Here is a 17,244-nt window from a genome sequence, read left to right as displayed (position 1 = left end):
AGCTTTTAACAAAAGTAAGGATTACACCTTTTTTCGGGTCATCAAAACAATATTAAAAGCTGATTTTAAGATAACGTAATCGAATTATAAGTATGCTGAACATCCATAACCTTTCTGTCGCTTTTGGGGGAGAGTTTTTATTTGAGGAAATATCGTTTCGGTTAAATGCCGGAAACCGTATTGGGCTAGTGGGAAAGAATGGTGCAGGCAAGTCTACGCTCTTAAAATTGTTGGCCAAGGATATGCCTTTGGATTCCGGCACTATTGCTATTGAGAAGGATATTAAAATAGGTTTCTTGAGGCAGGACATAGATTTTGAACAGGGACGGTCCGTTTTGGAAGAAAGTTATCAGGCGTTTACGGAAATTAAAGAGTTGGAAGCCAAATTGGATGACATCAATCATCAGTTGGCCGAACGAACCGATTATGAAAGCGACTCTTACAACCAACTTATCATCGATTTAAACGACGCAACCCACCATTATGAAATATTGGGAGGGTATAATTATCAAGGGGAAACGGAAAAAATCCTTCAAGGACTGGGTTTTAAACGCGAGGATTTTGACAAAAAAACCGAAACTTTTTCTGGAGGTTGGCGTATGCGTATAGAATTGGCCAAGTTGTTATTGCAGAATAACGATGTATTGCTTTTGGATGAACCTACCAACCATTTGGATATTGAATCCATCATTTGGTTCGAGCAATTTTTGAACAGTTACACGGGAGCGGTTGTTATCGTTTCGCACGATAAGATGTTTTTGGACAACGTAACCAATAGGACTATTGAAATTTCTTTAGGCCGAATTTATGATTACAATAAGCCGTATTCCAAATATTTGGTGCTGCGTCATGAAATAAAACAGCAACAACTGAACGCGCAGAAAAACCAGGAGAAAGAAATTCAACAGGCGGAACGGCTTATTGAAAAGTTTCGGGCAAAATCTACCAAAGCTTCTATGGCGCAGTCGCTAATCAAGAAATTGGACAAGATGGAGCGGATTGAGGTAGACGAGGATGACAACAGTGTTATGAACCTTAGATTTCCGGTTTCCGTAACGCCGGGAAAAGTGGTCGTGGAAATTGAAAAACTGGGAAAACGGTATGGTGACAATCAAGTGCTAAAGGATATTGATCTTTTAATAGAACGGGATAGCAAAACTGCTTTTGTGGGGCAAAATGGTCAGGGAAAGTCCACCTTGGCCAAAATTATTATAGGGGAATTGGAATTTGACGGACACTTAAAATTGGGCCATAATGTGCAGATAGGCTATTTTGCCCAAAACCAAGCGGAGTATTTGGATGGCAGCAAGACCGTTTTAGATACCATGATAGATGCGGCCAATGAATCTAACAGAAGTAAGGTTAGGGATATTTTAGGTTCGTTCTTGTTCCGTGGAGATGAAGTGGAAAAATATGTAAAAGTTTTGTCCGGTGGGGAACGCAACCGTTTGGCGTTGGCAAAAATGTTATTACAACCTTTTAATGTTTTGGTGATGGATGAGCCTACAAACCACTTGGACATCAAATCAAAAAATGTTTTAAAACAGGCATTGGATAATTTTGAAGGGACCTTGATATTGGTTTCGCACGATAGGGATTTTCTGCAAGGCCTCACCAATAAGGTATACGAATTCAAAAATCAAAAGATAAAAGAGTATTTGGGAGATGTAGATTTTTACTTGGAACAGCGAAAGGCTGAAAATTTTAGAGCGATAGAAAAAAAACAAACAACTATTAAACAAGAAGAAACTTCTAAAAAGAACACTTCTTTTGAAGAACAGAAAAAAGTTAAAAGTTTAAAAAATCAATTAAGTTCTCTTGAAAGTAAGATTTCCGACCTTGAAAAAGAGATTAAGAGCATAGACCATGAGCTTTTGATGGATTATGATAAAACCATTGCACGGCCTAATTTCTTTGATACATATCAATCCAAAAAGAAGAAATTGGAAGAATATATGGAGAAGTGGGAAGTCCTTACGCTAGAAATAGAAATGATGGGATAGTTCTTTCACCTACAGTTTTTGCATTTTCACAACACTTATGTAGACTTTCACAACAAATGAAGGTCATTGAACGATAAATTTTGATTTTTAAGCGTTATTGATTGAAATTTGTAGGATAATTCCTAACAATATAATTTTAGAAACAAGTTTCATAAAAACCATAACCAATGAAGAATCTTTATCTTTTTTTAATCCTTTCGGCATTTTTCTCCAGCGCTTGTTTGGCAGAGGTTTCTTTAGAAGAAAAGAAAGCATTAATGGGGCTGTATAACAGCACTAACGGGAACCATTGGGTGAAGAAGTGGGATTTAAATGCTCCGGTTTCTCAATGGCATGGTGTCAAAGTTATAGATGATAAAGTTGTTGAGGTAAATCTTTTCAGGAATAATTTAATGGGGCAATTGCCTGTTGATATTGCCAACCTAAAATATCTTACCGTGTTGAATTTAGCTTTTAATTCGATTACGGGAGAACTTCCTAAAGAAATTTCAAACCTTGCTAGGCTAAGAGTACTGAAATTGGAAATGAATAGATTAAAAGGGGAAATTCCACAAGAAATCGGAAATTTAAAGCAATTGGAAGAACTTTCTGCCTTTAATAATTTTCTGAGCGGTTCTATCCCGAACAGCATTGGAAATATCAAAACATTAAGGATATTGAATCTTTCCAGTAATGCATTAAAAGGCAATATTCCCGATTCCCTAGGGGAGCTTACAGCCCTGGAAACACTCGGTCTTTTTGAGAATACGTTAGAAGGGGCCATACCTGTAGAAATGGGAAACCTTAAAAATTTAAAAGAATTGGTTTTGGCCAACAATAGTTTAAATGGTGAGATTCCTAGAGAATTTGAACAATTGGCCAGCTTGGAAATTTTTCAAATACAGAACAACGATTTTAACTCTTTTAAAAATTTAGAGTTATTGGAAACTAGAGCATTCTTAGTATTTGATTACGATAAGAATGATAGGGACATAGAATTCAAGGATTTTGATATTGATAGAAAAGTTAGAATGGCCGATACCAAATTTGAGGACAGCATAGAAGATATTGACAAATAAGAGTAGTTTACACTTTTAGTTAGTTTGGTGAAAAAAGAGATGCAGAAATGCATCTCTTTTTGTTTAATATAATCTATAAATTATTAAACATTTTATGATTTATTTAACATTAGTTGCACATGCAACTAATGGCATTTTTAGTAGCTTCGCTCTGTGAAAACAACGATACTTGATATCGATTTTGAAAGCTCTATAGGGCCTTGGCTCGGCAGGACCGTAAAAATAGTGGATAACTGCTTTCAGGAGGCTTTTGATGCCGCAGGAATTGATTTGACCAAAGAACAAATGCTTATTCTTAAAAATCTGTATGAGCAAGATGGCATCAACCAAAATGAACTTGCCACGCTTACGTACAGGGATAAATCTTCCCTAGCAAGACTTCTTTCCAAAATGGAAACAAAGGGCTATGTCAAAAGACTTCAAAGCGAGGATGATAAAAGGAACAATGAGGTTTTTATAACGCCCAACGGAAAGGAAATATTCCAAAAAACAAGACCGATCATTCAAAATATTATAGATGTGATGGAAAGCGATATTGATCAGAACGATAAATTGTTAATGATTCAACTCCTAAAAAAAATCCAACAAAACTTTAAGTTAGAAACAACGAACAAATAGCTAACCAACTATGAGAAAAATAATAACATCTATATTGGGAATTCTACTCATTGCCGGCGCTTTCATTATGGCCAAAAAAATAGTGGAAAATAAAAAAAGTTTTAGGCCAAAAGCGAAAAAAATAGTAAAAACCGTCTTTACGGAAGTAGTGGAAAATGCAACGGTTCCAATCGTTGTTAGTGCCAACGGTAATTTGACCGCAAAACAAAAGGTGGAACTTTTCGCCGAGGTTCAGGGTGTTTTTAGAAGAGGCAGTAAATTATTCAAGGAGGGGCAAGCCTACCGAAAAGGTGAAACCATTATCAATATCAATGCTTCCGAATATGCGGCAAGTGTGCAATCTGCAAAAAGCAATTTGTACAATCAGTTAACATCCATTATGCCTGATCTTAGGTTGGACTATCCTGAAATCTTTCCAAAATGGCAGAAGTATTTGGATAATTTCAATATGTCCAAATCAACCCCTGCCTTACCTGAGATGACAGATGAAAATGAGAGCTTTTTTATCTCTGGTAGAGGTATCCTTACAAGTTATTACAATGTAAAAAATCTGGAACAACGCCTTTCCAAATATAGAATTACGGCTCCATTTTCAGGAGTACTCACAGAGGCTTTGGTAACCGAAGGAACATTGGTCAGGGCGGGACAAAAATTGGGAGAATTCATTAATCCGGACATTTATGAATTGGAGGTTTCCGTAGGTAAAACCTATAGTGATTTTTTAAAAGTGGGAGAATCAGTTACACTGACTACGATAGATGGCACCCAGAAATACACCGGTAAAGTATCCCGTATTAACGGTAGGGTAGACCAAGCAACACAATCCGTAAAAGCATATATAGAAGTAAAGGATAAAAGTTTAAAAGAAGGTATGTATTTGGAGGCTTATTTAGATGCTAGGGAAGAGCAAAATGCTATAGAAATTGATAGGAATCTCTTAATGGAAGGGCATAAAATATTTATTGTCAAAGATTCCGTTTTGGATATGATAGATGTTTCCCCTGTTTATTTTTCCAATAAGCGTGTTGTACTTAAAAATGTTCCCAATGGCACCACTATCATGTCCAAGCCTTTGATAGGAGCTTATAGCGGAATGGCAGTAAAAATATATGACAACCAAGAAGGCGACAATATCAAAGGATAATGAGAAAACTCATTGAATATTTTATCAGGTACCATGTTGCGGTAAACGTAGTAATTATCGCTTTTGCAATTTTCGGGATTGCAGGTGCAAAATCGCTTAATTCATCTTTCTTTCCGCTAGCGGACTCAAAAAATGTACTGATCAATATTACGTACCCCGGTGCTTCTCCGCAAGAGGTAGAAGAGGGTATTGTTTTGAAAATCGAGGATAATCTTAAAGGGCTTGAAGGCGTGGATAGGGTAACCTCCACATCAAGAGAGAATAGCGGTAGTATCAACGTAGAGATTGAGAAAGGCAGGGATATCGATTTTATGCTGTTGGAGGTAAAGAACGCCGTGGACAGGGTCCCTACGTTTCCTACAGGTATGGAACCTTTGATAGTCTCCAAGCAACAAGCGGTCAGGCCCACCATCAGTTTTGCCATCAATGGGAAAGATATTCCATTGGCAACATTAAAGAAAATAGGCCGCCAGATAGAAAATGATTTACGGGCCATTGATGGTATTTCACAGATTGAAATTTCAGGATATCCTCAGGAAGAAATAGAGATAGCGGTCAATGAAAACAATCTTTTGGCTTATGGGATATCTTTTTCCGAAGTAGCCCAAGCTGTTGGGAATACCAATATTTTATTAACGGGAGGCAATATTAAAACGGATGCCGAGGAATATCTTATTCGTGCCAATAATCGCTCTTACTATGGTGACGAACTATCAAATTTGATCGTAAAGGCAGATGCTTCCGGTACAACGGTCCGCTTAAAGGATGTTGCCACCATTAGGGACCGATTTTCCGAGACGGCAAATGCCAGTTATTTTGATGGTAACCTCTCGGTAAATACTACCATTACGAGTACGAATACAGAAGATCTGATAGGTGCCGCCGAGAGTGTAAAAGCCTATATTGAGGAATTCAATCAGAAATACAATAACATCAAGTTGGATATTGTTGCGGATTTTTCTACCACTTTAGTACAACGTACCCAGTTATTGACGGAAAATGCGCTCATGGGAATGATTCTCGTTTTAATATTCCTTTCACTTTTTCTAAATACAAGATTGGCCTTTTGGGTGGCCTTTGGTCTTCCAGTTGCTTTTTTGGGGATGTTCGTTTTTGCCGGTTTTTTTGATGTTACCATCAATGTACTGTCCCTTTTTGGAATGATCATCGTGATTGGAATTTTGGTAGATGACGGTATTGTGATCGCCGAAAATATTTATCAGCATTATGAAAAAGGAAAGTCTCCTGTACAAGCAGCCGTGGATGGCACCATGGAGGTACTTCCTCCAATTCTTTCCGCAATTATAACTACTATTTTAGCTTTTTCTATCTTTTTGTTCTTGGATGGGCGTATAGGGGATTTTTTCAGTGAGGTTTCCGTAATTGTAATACTTACTTTGGTAGTTTCCTTGGTAGAGGCCTTAATAATTTTGCCGGCCCACTTAGCACACTCAAAAGCGTTACAACCTTTAAGTAAAAAACCGAAAGAAGGACTGGCCGGGGCTTTTGCAAAGCTTCGTATAATCAATGAATTCGGAGACCGCCTTATGGCTTGGATGCGTGATAGGCTGTATAGTCCTACACTACGGTTTGCATTAAGGAATAAAATACTTGCCTTTGGTTTTTTTGCAATGGCTTTGATATTAACGCTTGGTTCAGTAGGCGGAGGTATTATTAGGACAGCCTTTTTTCCAAGAATTGCCAGTGACCGGGTACGGATAGAGCTTCAAATGCCAAACGGGACCAATGAAAAAATTACCGATTCTATCATTAGTATGATAGAGGAAAAAGCGCTCATCGTGAATGAAGAGCTTACGGAAAAATATCTTAAAGGAACCGAGAAAGAGCTTTTTGAAAACATCATAAAAAGGTTGGGCCCCGGATCTGCCACGGCTACACTGACCCTAAATTTATTACCCGGAGAGGAGCGACCCGATGAGGTGGTTTCGAGCTTGATTACCAATAGGCTTGAAGAATTGGTAGGACCGGTCATAGGTACAGAAAGCCTTATTTATGGCTCTGGAGGTAATTTTGGAGGCTCGCCTGTTTCCGTATCGCTTTTAGGAAATAATATTCAGGAGCTAAAAGCTGCCAAAACCGAATTGAAATCGGCTTTGTTAAAAAATACGCTGCTTAAGGATATAGCGGACAATGATCCTGCTGGAATAAAAGAAATTAGACTACGGCTAAAGGAAAATGCATACTTACTGGGCTTGGATTTTAGAAGTGTCATGAGCCAGGTACGTGCAGGTTTCTTTGGTACGCAAGCCCAACGCTTTCAGCGTTCGCAAGATGAAATAAGGGTTTGGGTGCGTTATGACCGGGGGAACCGTTCTTCTATATCGGACTTGGATGATATGCGTATTCTTACGCCGGGTGGAGACCGGGTTCCGCTAAAGGAAATTGCTTCATATACTATAGAGAGAGGAGATGTTGCAATAAATAGGTTGGAAGGCCAGCGAGAAATACAGGTTTCGGCCGACTTGAAAAATCCGGAGGATAGCCCCACGGACATTATGACCGAGATCAAGGACGTGATCATGCCAGAGATACAGTCCAAATATCCGACGGTTACGGCATCTTACGAAGGTCAAAATAGGGAAGTAGGCAAGTTAACGAGGTCTTTGAGAGTAGTTGCATTAGCGGTACTGTTACTTATTTACATCGTAATCGCCTTCACCTTTAGAAGTTTCAGTCAACCTTTAATGTTATTGCTTTTGGTTCCTTTTAGTCTTACTGCAGTGGCGTGGGGACATTGGATTCATAACTTTCCTATTAATATTCTCTCCCTATTGGGCATTATAGCGCTCATTGGTATTATGGTCAATGATGGATTGGTATTGATAGGGAAATTCAATACAAACCTAAGGGAGGGAATGACCTTTGAAAATGCCATTTATGATGCTGGAAAATCAAGGTTTAGGGCTATATTTTTAACATCGATTACCACTATTGCGGGTCTAGCTCCGTTAATGTTGGAAACCAGCAGACAGGCCCAATTTTTGAAACCTATGGCAATTTCCATTGCTTATGGAATAGGAATTGCCACGGTCCTGACTTTGGTCATGTTGCCCTTGTTTTTATCCTTTAGCAATAATCTGAAATCGAAAAATAAATTGTTGGCCTCTGGTTACAAAATTACCAAAGAAGAGGTAGAACGTGCTATTAAGGAAAAGAAAGAAGAAGCCCATTTGGAGGGGCAGAAAGCCCATGGTAAAATAGAATTGGAACATCATACTTCCCAAACATCAAGCAATGGTCAATTGGTTGAAAGAAAATTAGAAGGAACCATAGAATGATACGATTACGAATAATCACTACGCTCTTACTATTCCCATTTTTAAGTTTAGTTGCTCAGGAAAATATCTTAACCAAAGAAGAAGCTATTGCAAAGGTCTTGGAAAATAATTTTGGGATCAAGGTTGCCAGAAATCAGGTTAAAATCGCAGAGAATAATAAAGGTATATTGAATTCGGGATTTTTGCCCAGTCTGACCGGAACGGCCGGGGCAAACTATCAACGGGACGATAATACATTTGAATTTCCCGGACAGTTTACAAATGACCCTGATACCGGAGAATCCGTTCCGAGACCAGATGTGGAGCTGTACAAAGCAGAAGCACAACGTTATAATGCCTCCTTAAATGCCAATTATACGCTTTTTGACGGCTTGGGTAGATTTTACAACTACAAACGGCTCAAGGAACAATATCAATTGAGTGAACTACAAGCTAGGGAAACTATTGAGAATACCATGTTGCAGTTGTTTACCATATATTATGAAGTGGCCAGGCTTACGGAAAATGAACGTGTATTAAAACAGGCACTTGAAATTTCCAATAGGCGTATAAAACGTTCCGAATATGCCTTTGAATATGGCCAGAACACAAAGTTGGATATTCTTAATGCGAAGGTTGATGTCACCAATGACAGCATCAATTTATTGAATACACGTCAGCAATTATCAAATACGATCAGGGATTTGAACGTAATCTTGGCCGAAGATTTGAATACAATATTTGCCGTGGATACTTTGGTGAACTTCACCCCAAGTCTAAAATTGGAGGAGTTCATTAATCAGGCTGATTTGAATAATGTAGCGTTATTGCAAACGGAACGGAACATTGCCATAAACGATTATGATATTAAAGTGAGCAAATCCGGTTACTTGCCAACCGTTGGTTTGACCGGAGCTTATGGGTGGAACCTGAACCAAAATGCACCCGGGGCATTCTTTCCCGGGGTGAATGTCAACAATACAAGAAATTTCCGCCTAGGTGCCACGCTTACATGGAACCTCTTTGATGGTGGTGGTACCAATGTACGCGTAAAAAATGCCAAAATTGCTTTTGAAAATCAAGAATTGCAACGAAAGCAAATTCAGTTAGAAGTTAAGCGAGATATTGAAAATGCGTTGGCTATTTATGAGAATAGGCTGAATATCTTTCAGATTCAGGAACAGAATGTAGTGACAAATCAAAACAATTTTGAACGATCAAGGGAACAGTTTCAGTTGGGAAGAATAACTTCTATTGAATTTAGACAGGCACAGATCAATTTGCTGAACGCGCAGACCAACAAAAATCTGGCAAAGTATGACGCTAAGTTGGCAGAATTGCAGCTTTTACAATTAACGGGGCAACTTTTGAACATTGAATTTTAGCATTTTTACTTAAGAGAAAAGAAATGTACACCGAAAAAACCGACAATGAACTTTTAGATTTACTGGAGCAACATAAAATGTTGACTTTTGAATCTCAACTACAATTAAAAAAAGAGTTGGTAAGAAGGGGAATAGAATGTGATAAAGAGGCTTTGGAAACCACCATATTAAATAAGCGTACGGATATCGAAAAGTTAGCCTATTTGAAGGACTTTGGCTTTACAGCGGATTTCAATGAAAATGGGGTAGTGGTCACAAGAACGTTGAATGCCATGGTTACGGATATAGTTGCCGTATTAATGGGATTACTTCTTTTTGGGATCGGTGTTTACGGTATAGGTTCCTTGGCCGCTATGTTTATTAATGGCAATGAAATTAATGTTATTTCGCTGGCTATCAATTTGGCACTGTCCAGCTTATTGTTTACCGGAATCAAATTTTTTAATGGATTCAAGAGATTATGGGATTATGCAGGATTCAGTTTATCCAATCTTGAGGGCGTAATAACGCTTAAGAAACGATTTGATATAAAACTGGAAAAGGTTATGGAAAATGCCTCAAAACTGTTTTTAGAGGAAAATGAGAATGAGATGGTCTTAAAGCTGGGCAAGAATACCGTTTTTAGCACCAATGCGGAGAATTTAACACAAAGGATGACGCTTGAAGAATTGATAAAAACACTTCAGAAAAAGGCTTAAGACATTTTATGTTCGAACATTTTTTTCAATGCCCATATTGTTGGGAAGAAATATCCATGTTGTTGGATGCTTCGGTTTCTTCTCAAACCTATATAGAAGATTGTGAAGTATGTTGTAATCCCATCGAAGTAACTCCACAGTTTCAAGCTGAAGAATTGATTGCTTTTCAAGCGACGGATATTGAACAATAGTCAGTCCATTTCCTTTATTTTGCCACCAAAGACCTTATCCCTTTCAATAGATTTAGGGTTGCCGTAAATATAGATGGAGCCACCTGCCTTGACTTTGGCTTTTACAAAGTCGGATGCTTTTACATCTGCTCTTCCTCCCGCCATTACGGTTACTTGGGTTTCTACGGTATTCAAATCTTCATTGTATGCTTTTCCGCCTGTGTTTACATGAACTTCTTGATTCTTGCATTTTCCGGTCAAGGTAATCTCGCTACCGGAAATGGAACGCACGTAAGCATAATCCAAATCTACCTTTAAATCGATTACGCCACCTTCTTGACCTCTGATATCAGTTTTATCGGTCTTAAAAACCTCGTCCGACATAATCTTTCCATTTTCATTGGCATCGATCAACGCCAAATCTTCGGTATAGTACAATGTCGCTTTTGCTTCGTTTCCATCCAAAAAATTATCGAATTCCATTTTAATTTTGAGCAAATCGCCCTTTTGGGAGATATTCACTTCGTCCTTATCGTCACCAGTTATCACTAATTTATTTTCGTTGCTTTTGACCAATTTTACGATAATGCGGTCATACACTTTAAGCTCAGTAAATTTCTCCAAATTTTTAGTAGTAGATCGTTGCGCTACAGCAGAAATGGTAACGAAAGCTGTTATAAAGAATAAGACGTATTTTTTCATTTTTAAGGTGTGTTTGAATAAATAATACTGTTCTAAAATGGAAAATTAATACAAATCCTTCAAAGTTGGGAATGTTTTGACTGGGATATCCTCCTCTCTGATTATCCGAGAAATAGGAAACGCTTTAAAAAAAGTTTTTAGAGACTAGATTTAAGGAAGATTTTCTATCGTGGTTAGGGTAAAACGGTTCAATAGTTTATTTTTAAAAATAGTATTTAATTCTTCCATTTCCAGGAAATAAAAACGATTGATGTTAAAGCAATGATTTCAATACTACTAAAAAATAGGTAGTGCAATGTATTTTTTCCAGTGACCAAGCTACCAATTTGAACTATGATCATCAAAATTCCAACGGCGATATTAAGTATTCTGTTCCATTTATAATGAAGTAAACTTGATAGTACTATCATCAGTAGCGGAATTTCCATAATGATGGCAAAAGTGAGCAGAAATTCTTGTGTGAAGGCTATTCCGTCCATTTCTCCTGTTAAAAGCTGCTTTAAGGATTCTGAGAGGTATAGCGAAAACACGTCGCAGAATAGATAGTTTACCGAAAGAAAAATCCATAAAATAGAGAGCGTATTTTTAACGTTGCTAATTGTCATTTTTGAGTTTTGTATTTATAGTATTAAAAAGAATCTAAATAGAATGATAAGGTATAATGAGCAAAGTGCAAAAGCTCAAAATAGGAACAAACCGTGTCTAATAGATTAAAGTGTAAAACTAGAATCTGGATATTGAAAAAATGTTCACTTAAGTTAAGAAATGGCTACCTGTCTCTTTCTTTCCTTATAATTCGCCCTCTTATCCGGCTTAGGGATTGTGGTTTTATGCCAAGAAAACTGGCTAGTTGATGTTGTGGTACCCGTTGAATAAGATTTGGTCTTTTCGCTAACAAATCCAAATAACGCTGTTCAGGTTTCATGGTCATGTAGGAGGTGAGCTGTGCCTGCTGATTTCCCATCATTTTTTCCATGCCAGTTCTACAGAATGTTTCGAATCTAGGATATTTTTGGTAAAGTGCGGCTTCTTTTTCCACATTGCAAATGGCGACGGTTGTGTCCTCCGAACACACGAAATTTAGTATTGAGGGTTCTTCGTTCGCCAAACTATTAAAATTGGCCGCGGATTGGTTTTCCGTAAAAAATGCTATTGTCTTTTCTTCACCATCCATGATTTCATAGGCTCTGATACATCCTTTTATGACGAAATATGCTTCTGTTGCTATTTCCCCTTTTTTTAGCAAATAAGTGCCCTTATCAAAGTTTTTTATGGGGAAACTATCCTCAATAGCTAATTTTTCTTGTGAAGTAAGCGGTGTCAACCGAGACATTATTTCTACTAAGATGTGCTCCATGTTAACTTAAAAGTTAAATCTAAGTTGAAACTAAATCTTTAATCCTTTATTTGAAAATAAATTTTATAAAGAAGTCAAGATGACTTCATAAATACAAAAGTAAGCTATGTTTTTTAGCTTGCTTTGTTTTCAACTTTTTGTCGATTCATCCGTTATCGCAATAGGATTCGAACCTATGACCGTCCCGCCCACAAGCGGGATGCACTATTCGGCCGGGTATAGATGCTTTTCCGTAATGCATAAACGCATAAACGACAATCGTAAACTTTTCGATTTTATTGGGTGTTATGAAATCAAAAAGCCCCTTGAAGGGGCTTCTAGAAGGTGATCGCGATAGGATTCGAACCTATGACCGTCTGCTTAGAAGGCAGATGCTCTATCCAGCTGAGCTACGCGACCTTAATTTTTTATCTGTGTGTCTAATCTTTGACCGTCCCGACGATAAGTCGGGATGCTTTGTCCTCCTGATTGCCATCGGGAGAGCTACGCGAACATACATCCGAAAAACAGCTTTTTCAAATGTGGGTGCAAATCTACTAAAAAATACAGATTGGTAAAACCAAAAAGAAGTAAAAGATATTGTTTTTATGTAGCTAAAAGTTACCTAGCCTAGAAATTGAACAGACTCACCCCTTTTTAGAGTGTTCGTTGGAATCATAAAGGTCAAAATTTTCCCATATCTGATCCAGTACTTTTAGAAAAATTTCAAACTCATTCTCTGGAATATTCAACGTACTCATGCTTCTAATCTCCTCAATGATGGGCAAAGCACGAGACATTAAGGACTCCCCCTCACTTGTCATGGCCAGTCTATACCTTTTTTGGTCATCCCTAAACCTGGATTTTTTGAGCAGTCCTTTTTTACAAAGACCACGAATAACACGTGAGGTAGTTGCACGGTTTCTAAAATTGGATTTACTGATTTCCGCTTGCGATGCGTTTTTCCCTTGCAAGTGAACACGTTGTAGAATTACCCATTGCTCAATGGTCAGGTCAATATCGTTTTCTGCAAAGGCCCTTAGAAATGTGCCCTGAACTTTTTTTAAAGTCCGGTCTAGATATACTCCAAAACCATCGGTCCTATCCATGAAAACTATCGTTCTAAAGTCAAAAATAAGGAGGAAAACATAAATTAATGTTGTTAATGCAACAAAATTAAAAATTTGTACTAAATTTGATTAAAATTAGAGATTGAGATGGAGGATATTTTCAATGATTTGTTGAGCAGTTTTAAAAGTTACATCTTGGAAGATAGCACTTATAAGGGTGGCGGCAAAAAAGTTGTTTTGCCCAATGGGGTGGACGCACATAAATTGTCCTCAAATGAAAATCCTTTGGGATATTCCAAGAAAGTAAAGGATGCCATAACCAATTCTTTGAACGAATTGAATGTGTACCCGGATAATACGGATATAAGACTCCGAGAAGCATTGGTTAAGGATTTTGACAATGTACTTACAGCGGACCATTTTGTGACGGCCAATAGCGGTTCTGAAATTATCGATATTATTGCCAAGGTCTTTCTTTCCGAAGGGGATGAGGTCATTGTTTCCCAACCTTGCTTTTTGCCATATATGGCATTCACCAGATGGATGGGCGCTACCGCTATCAACGTTCCGATGACCGAAGAGTATGATTATGACTTGGAGGGTATTTTAAAAGCGATTACAGGGAATACCAAAATTATTTTTTTAGCATCTCCCAACAATCCATCCGGTAATTATATTCCTTTTGATAAACTAACTTCTTTTTTAGATAAAGTTCCGAAAAATATAATCGTGGTGTACGATGAAGTATACCGTCATTTTGCAGAAGCTTCGGATTATACTTCTGGGGTGCCTTTTGTTTTGAAAGGCTACAACCTCATTGCTATCAATAGTTTTTCCAAAACGTATGGGCTTGCTGGTCTGAGAATTGGGTATTGTTACGCGCCGTTGGAAATAAGTAATTACATAAGGAAGGTATGTAAGCCATTTCTATTATCCTCTTTGGCATTGGAGGGAGCAATCGCCGCTTTGGACGATATGGATTTTGTGAACGATACGGTAAGTTTGATTAAGACGGAACGAAGGTTTGTTTTGGAAGAATTAAAAAAAATGGGAATCAAATTTTGGCCTACCGAAGGAAACTTCGTTTTAATAGACCCGCCTATTAATGATGTTGATTTCACTCAATTTTTATTGGAAAAAGGAATCATGGTCCGTCCCGTAAGTAATTTCGGAGCACCCGGAAAAGTGAGGATATCCTTTGGGATTAGAAAAGCTAATGAAGCCATGCTGAAAGCTATTAAAGACTTGTTAAATAGTGAGTTATACGTTTAGAATGAATATTTTTTCAATAATTTAATTGTAAATGCAACAAAAATAAAATCAAGATATTATGAGCACAACCATTTTACCAAAATTGCATGACAAAGCTCAAGATTTCATGCCGATAAACGGAACGGATTACTTGGAACTTTATGTAAGTAATTCCAAACAAGCGGCCCACTTTTATAAAACAGCCTTTGGTTTTCAATCTTTGGCGTATGCAGGATTGGAAACCGGACTGAAAGACAGGGAAAGCTATGTCGTTGTACAGGATAAAATTAGATTGGTACTCACTTCGCCCTTAAAAAGCGGTACGGATATTGGCCGTCATATAGACCAACATGGGGACGGCATAAAGGTAGTGGCTCTTTGGGTAGATGATGCCACCTATGCTTATAATGCTGCGATTGAACGGGGGGCAAAACAGTATATGAAGCCCCGAACGGAAGAGGATGAAACAGGAAAAATAGTTCGTTCGGGTATTTATACCTACGGTGAAACAGTACATATTTTTGTAGAACGAAAAGATTATAACGGAACGTTTATGCCCGGTTTTAGAAAATGGGAGACGCCAGATTACAATCCCAGTCCAACGGGATTAAAATATGTGGACCATATGGTGGGCAACGTGGGTTGGGACCAAATGAACAAATGGGTAGATTTCTATGAAAACGTTATGGGCTTCACCCAGATATTATCATTTGACGACAAGGACATTTCAACGGATTTTACCGCTCTGATGAGTAAGGTGATGAGCAACGGAAACGGTCGTATAAAATTTCCTATCAACGAACCGGCAGAGGGAAAGAAAAAGTCCCAAGTGGAAGAATATCTTGATTTTTATGAAGGCGAAGGCATTCAACATATTGCTGTAGCTACGGATGATATCATCCAGACCGTACGTGACCTTAAAAGTCGCGGGGTAGAATTTCTCAAAGTTCCGGATACATATTATGATGTAGTACTGGATAGGGTAGGAAAGATCGATGAAGATATAACACCTTTAAAAGAGTTGGGTATTTTAGTGGATAGGGACGACGAAGGCTATTTATTACAGATATTTACACGCCCGGTAGAACCTAGACCTACCATGTTCTTTGAAATTATTCAGAGAAAAGGCGCGCAGTCTTTTGGAAAAGGTAACTTTAAGGCACTTTTTGAAGCTATTGAAAGAGAACAAGAATTAAGAGGTACTTTACACTAAAGAGAAATTTATAAGTTCAAAGTATTAAAGGTCATATTTTTTGAACTTGTATTGGATAGTTGAGTTTGAACTTAAAAGAAAAATATGCCCATATATCATAAACTAGGAAAGTTTCCGCAAAAAAGACATACACAGTTTCATAAACCGGATGGTAGTCTGTATTACGAGCAATTGTTTGGGACTATTGGTTTCGATGGGATGTCATCGCTTTTGTACCATGTACATAGACCTACACAGGTCAAAGAAATAGCGAAATCTATTGATGTTAGTCCCAAGATTGCGGAGGCCAAACACATTAAATCAAGAAAGCTCATTGGCTTTGATGTGGCTCCCAAAGATGATTTTTTAGAAGCACGGGAACCCATGTTGGTCAATAATGACGTGCATATTGGTTTGGCGGCACCCAAAAAATCCTTAACGGAATATTTCTATAAAAATTCGGATGCCGATGAAATGTTATTTATCCATAAAGGTACCGGAACCTTAAAGACTTTTCTTGGGGATATCCCCTTTGAATATGGCGATTATTTAATTATCCCCAGAGGGATGATTTATCAAATAGAATTTGATTCGGATGACAATCGCATTCTGTATGCGGAGTCTTTTCATCCTATTTATACACCCAAAAGATATCGTAATTGGTTCGGGCAAATGCTCGAGCATTCCCCCTATTGCGAACGTGATTACAAACTGCCCGAAAATCTACAAACACATGATGAAAAGGGCGAGTTCGTTATGAAAATCAAAAAACAGGGTATGCTGCATAGCTTGGTCTATGCTACACATCCTTTTGATGTAGTGGGTTGGGACGGCTACAATTTTCCGTACGGATTTTCCATTCACAACTTTGAACCCATTACGGGAAGGGTACACCAACCGCCACCGGTTCACCAAACTTTTGAGACCAGTGCGTTTGTCATTTGTTCGTTCTGTCCCAGATTGTATGATTATCACCCAAAATCCATTCCGGCTCCTTACAATCATTCCAATATAGATTCGGACGAGATGCTGTATTATGTAGACGGGGATTTTATGAGCAGAACGGGAATTGGTCCGGGTTATATTTCCTTGCATCCCGCGGGGATTCCCCACGGACCGCACCCAGGCACCTACGAGGCAAGTATTGGTAAAACCAAGACCGAAGAATTGGCAGTGATGATAGATACTTTTAAACCGTTGCAACTCACTGAAAACGCTATGAAAATCGACGATGGTAAATACTATAAATCATGGTTGGAGTAGATTATAAAAATAGTTGAGGTCTTCAGTCGTTTCGAACGCAGTCGAGAAAAGGAAGACTACTTTAAATAGTGCTCGA

15 protein-coding genes and 1 tRNA gene are annotated in these 17,244 nt (G+C 38.1%); 11 read left to right on the top strand and 5 right to left on the bottom strand.

All coding sequences use genetic code 11. The features are described 5' to 3' along the window. Positions 1–92 precede the first annotated feature (92 nt). From ACKWBX_RS12005 to ACKWBX_RS11970, 8 genes are all read left to right on the top strand, one after another. On the top strand, positions 93–2,003 hold the full coding sequence (locus ACKWBX_RS12005) for an ABC-F family ATP-binding cassette domain-containing protein (RefSeq protein ID WP_413968943.1): 1,911 nt from the start codon (positions 93–95) through the stop codon (positions 2,001–2,003). A 167-nt stretch (positions 2,004–2,170) separates the two neighbouring features. Beyond that, positions 2,171–3,061: a leucine-rich repeat domain-containing protein gene (locus tag ACKWBX_RS12000; RefSeq protein WP_413968942.1), complete on the top strand. Its 891-nt coding sequence runs from the start codon at positions 2,171–2,173 to the stop codon at positions 3,059–3,061. A gap of 153 nt (positions 3,062–3,214) precedes the next feature. Beyond that, a complete protein-coding gene (locus ACKWBX_RS11995) occupies positions 3,215–3,679 on the top strand; it encodes a MarR family winged helix-turn-helix transcriptional regulator (RefSeq protein WP_413968941.1) in 465 nt (154 codons plus the stop codon). Between the two features lie 10 nt (positions 3,680–3,689). Then, the gene (locus ACKWBX_RS11990; RefSeq protein WP_413968940.1) at positions 3,690–4,823 is read left to right on the top strand and encodes an efflux RND transporter periplasmic adaptor subunit; all 1,134 of its coding nucleotides are present in this window, start codon (positions 3,690–3,692) and stop codon (positions 4,821–4,823) included. Further along, a complete protein-coding gene (locus tag ACKWBX_RS11985; RefSeq protein ID WP_413968939.1) occupies positions 4,823–8,122 on the top strand; it encodes an efflux RND transporter permease subunit in 3,300 nt (1,099 codons plus the stop codon). The genes ACKWBX_RS11990 and ACKWBX_RS11985 overlap by 1 nt, the downstream gene beginning before the upstream one ends. Beyond that, entirely contained in the window at positions 8,119–9,486 is a 1,368-nt protein-coding gene (locus ACKWBX_RS11980; RefSeq protein ID WP_413968938.1) for a TolC family protein, read from the top strand. Before ACKWBX_RS11985 ends, ACKWBX_RS11980 begins: the two co-directional genes overlap by 4 nt. A 23-nt stretch (positions 9,487–9,509) precedes the next feature. Beyond that, positions 9,510–10,184, top strand: a complete 675-nt coding sequence (locus ACKWBX_RS11975) for a hypothetical protein (protein WP_413968937.1) — start codon at positions 9,510–9,512, stop codon at positions 10,182–10,184. An 8-nt stretch (positions 10,185–10,192) separates the two neighbouring features. Continuing rightward, complete coding sequence (locus ACKWBX_RS11970; RefSeq protein WP_413968936.1) at positions 10,193–10,375, top strand: CPXCG motif-containing cysteine-rich protein; 183 nt, start codon at positions 10,193–10,195, stop codon at positions 10,373–10,375. Here the strand turns inward: ACKWBX_RS11970 and ACKWBX_RS11965 are convergent, their stop codons facing one another. The 5 genes from ACKWBX_RS11965 to ACKWBX_RS11945 all read right to left on the bottom strand — a co-directional run bounded on the left by ACKWBX_RS11965 (position 10,376) and on the right by ACKWBX_RS11945 (position 13,501). Next, positions 10,376–11,056, bottom strand: a complete 681-nt coding sequence (locus ACKWBX_RS11965) for a head GIN domain-containing protein (protein WP_413968935.1) — start codon at positions 11,054–11,056, stop codon at positions 10,376–10,378. A 215-nt stretch (positions 11,057–11,271) separates the two neighbouring features. Continuing rightward, positions 11,272–11,661 (bottom strand): DUF6326 family protein, encoded by a 390-nt coding sequence (locus ACKWBX_RS11960; protein ID WP_413968934.1) that lies wholly within the window; start codon positions 11,659–11,661, stop codon positions 11,272–11,274. 164 nt (positions 11,662–11,825) lie between these two features. Beyond that, complete coding sequence (locus ACKWBX_RS11955) at positions 11,826–12,413, bottom strand: Crp/Fnr family transcriptional regulator (RefSeq protein ID WP_413968933.1); 588 nt, start codon at positions 12,411–12,413, stop codon at positions 11,826–11,828. Positions 12,414–12,738: 325 nt separating this feature from the next. Then, positions 12,739–12,812, bottom strand: a tRNA-Arg gene (locus ACKWBX_RS11950). 227 nt (positions 12,813–13,039) lie between these two features. Beyond that, the gene (locus ACKWBX_RS11945; RefSeq protein ID WP_413968932.1) at positions 13,040–13,501 is read right to left on the bottom strand and encodes a MarR family winged helix-turn-helix transcriptional regulator; all 462 of its coding nucleotides are present in this window, start codon (positions 13,499–13,501) and stop codon (positions 13,040–13,042) included. A 108-nt stretch (positions 13,502–13,609) separates the two neighbouring features. Between ACKWBX_RS11945 and ACKWBX_RS11940 the strand changes: the two genes are divergently transcribed. From ACKWBX_RS11940 to ACKWBX_RS11930, 3 genes are all read left to right on the top strand, one after another. Further along, a complete protein-coding gene (locus ACKWBX_RS11940) occupies positions 13,610–14,734 on the top strand; it encodes a pyridoxal phosphate-dependent aminotransferase (protein WP_413968931.1) in 1,125 nt (374 codons plus the stop codon). A gap of 58 nt (positions 14,735–14,792) precedes the next feature. Then, on the top strand, positions 14,793–15,926 hold the full coding sequence (gene hppD, locus ACKWBX_RS11935) for a 4-hydroxyphenylpyruvate dioxygenase (protein ID WP_413968930.1): 1,134 nt from the start codon (positions 14,793–14,795) through the stop codon (positions 15,924–15,926). 84 nt (positions 15,927–16,010) lie between these two features. After that, positions 16,011–17,168, top strand: coding sequence for a homogentisate 1,2-dioxygenase (locus ACKWBX_RS11930; protein WP_413968929.1), 1,158 nt, complete (start codon positions 16,011–16,013; stop codon positions 17,166–17,168). Positions 17,169–17,244 lie beyond the last annotated feature (76 nt).

Origin of the sequence: Maribacter algae (genome assembly GCF_047345745.1) — a bacterium.
GTDB lineage: Bacteria > Bacteroidota > Bacteroidia > Flavobacteriales > Flavobacteriaceae > Maribacter.
Note: the sequence above shows the minus strand (reverse complement) of the source record. Positions and strands in the feature narration are given on the sequence as shown.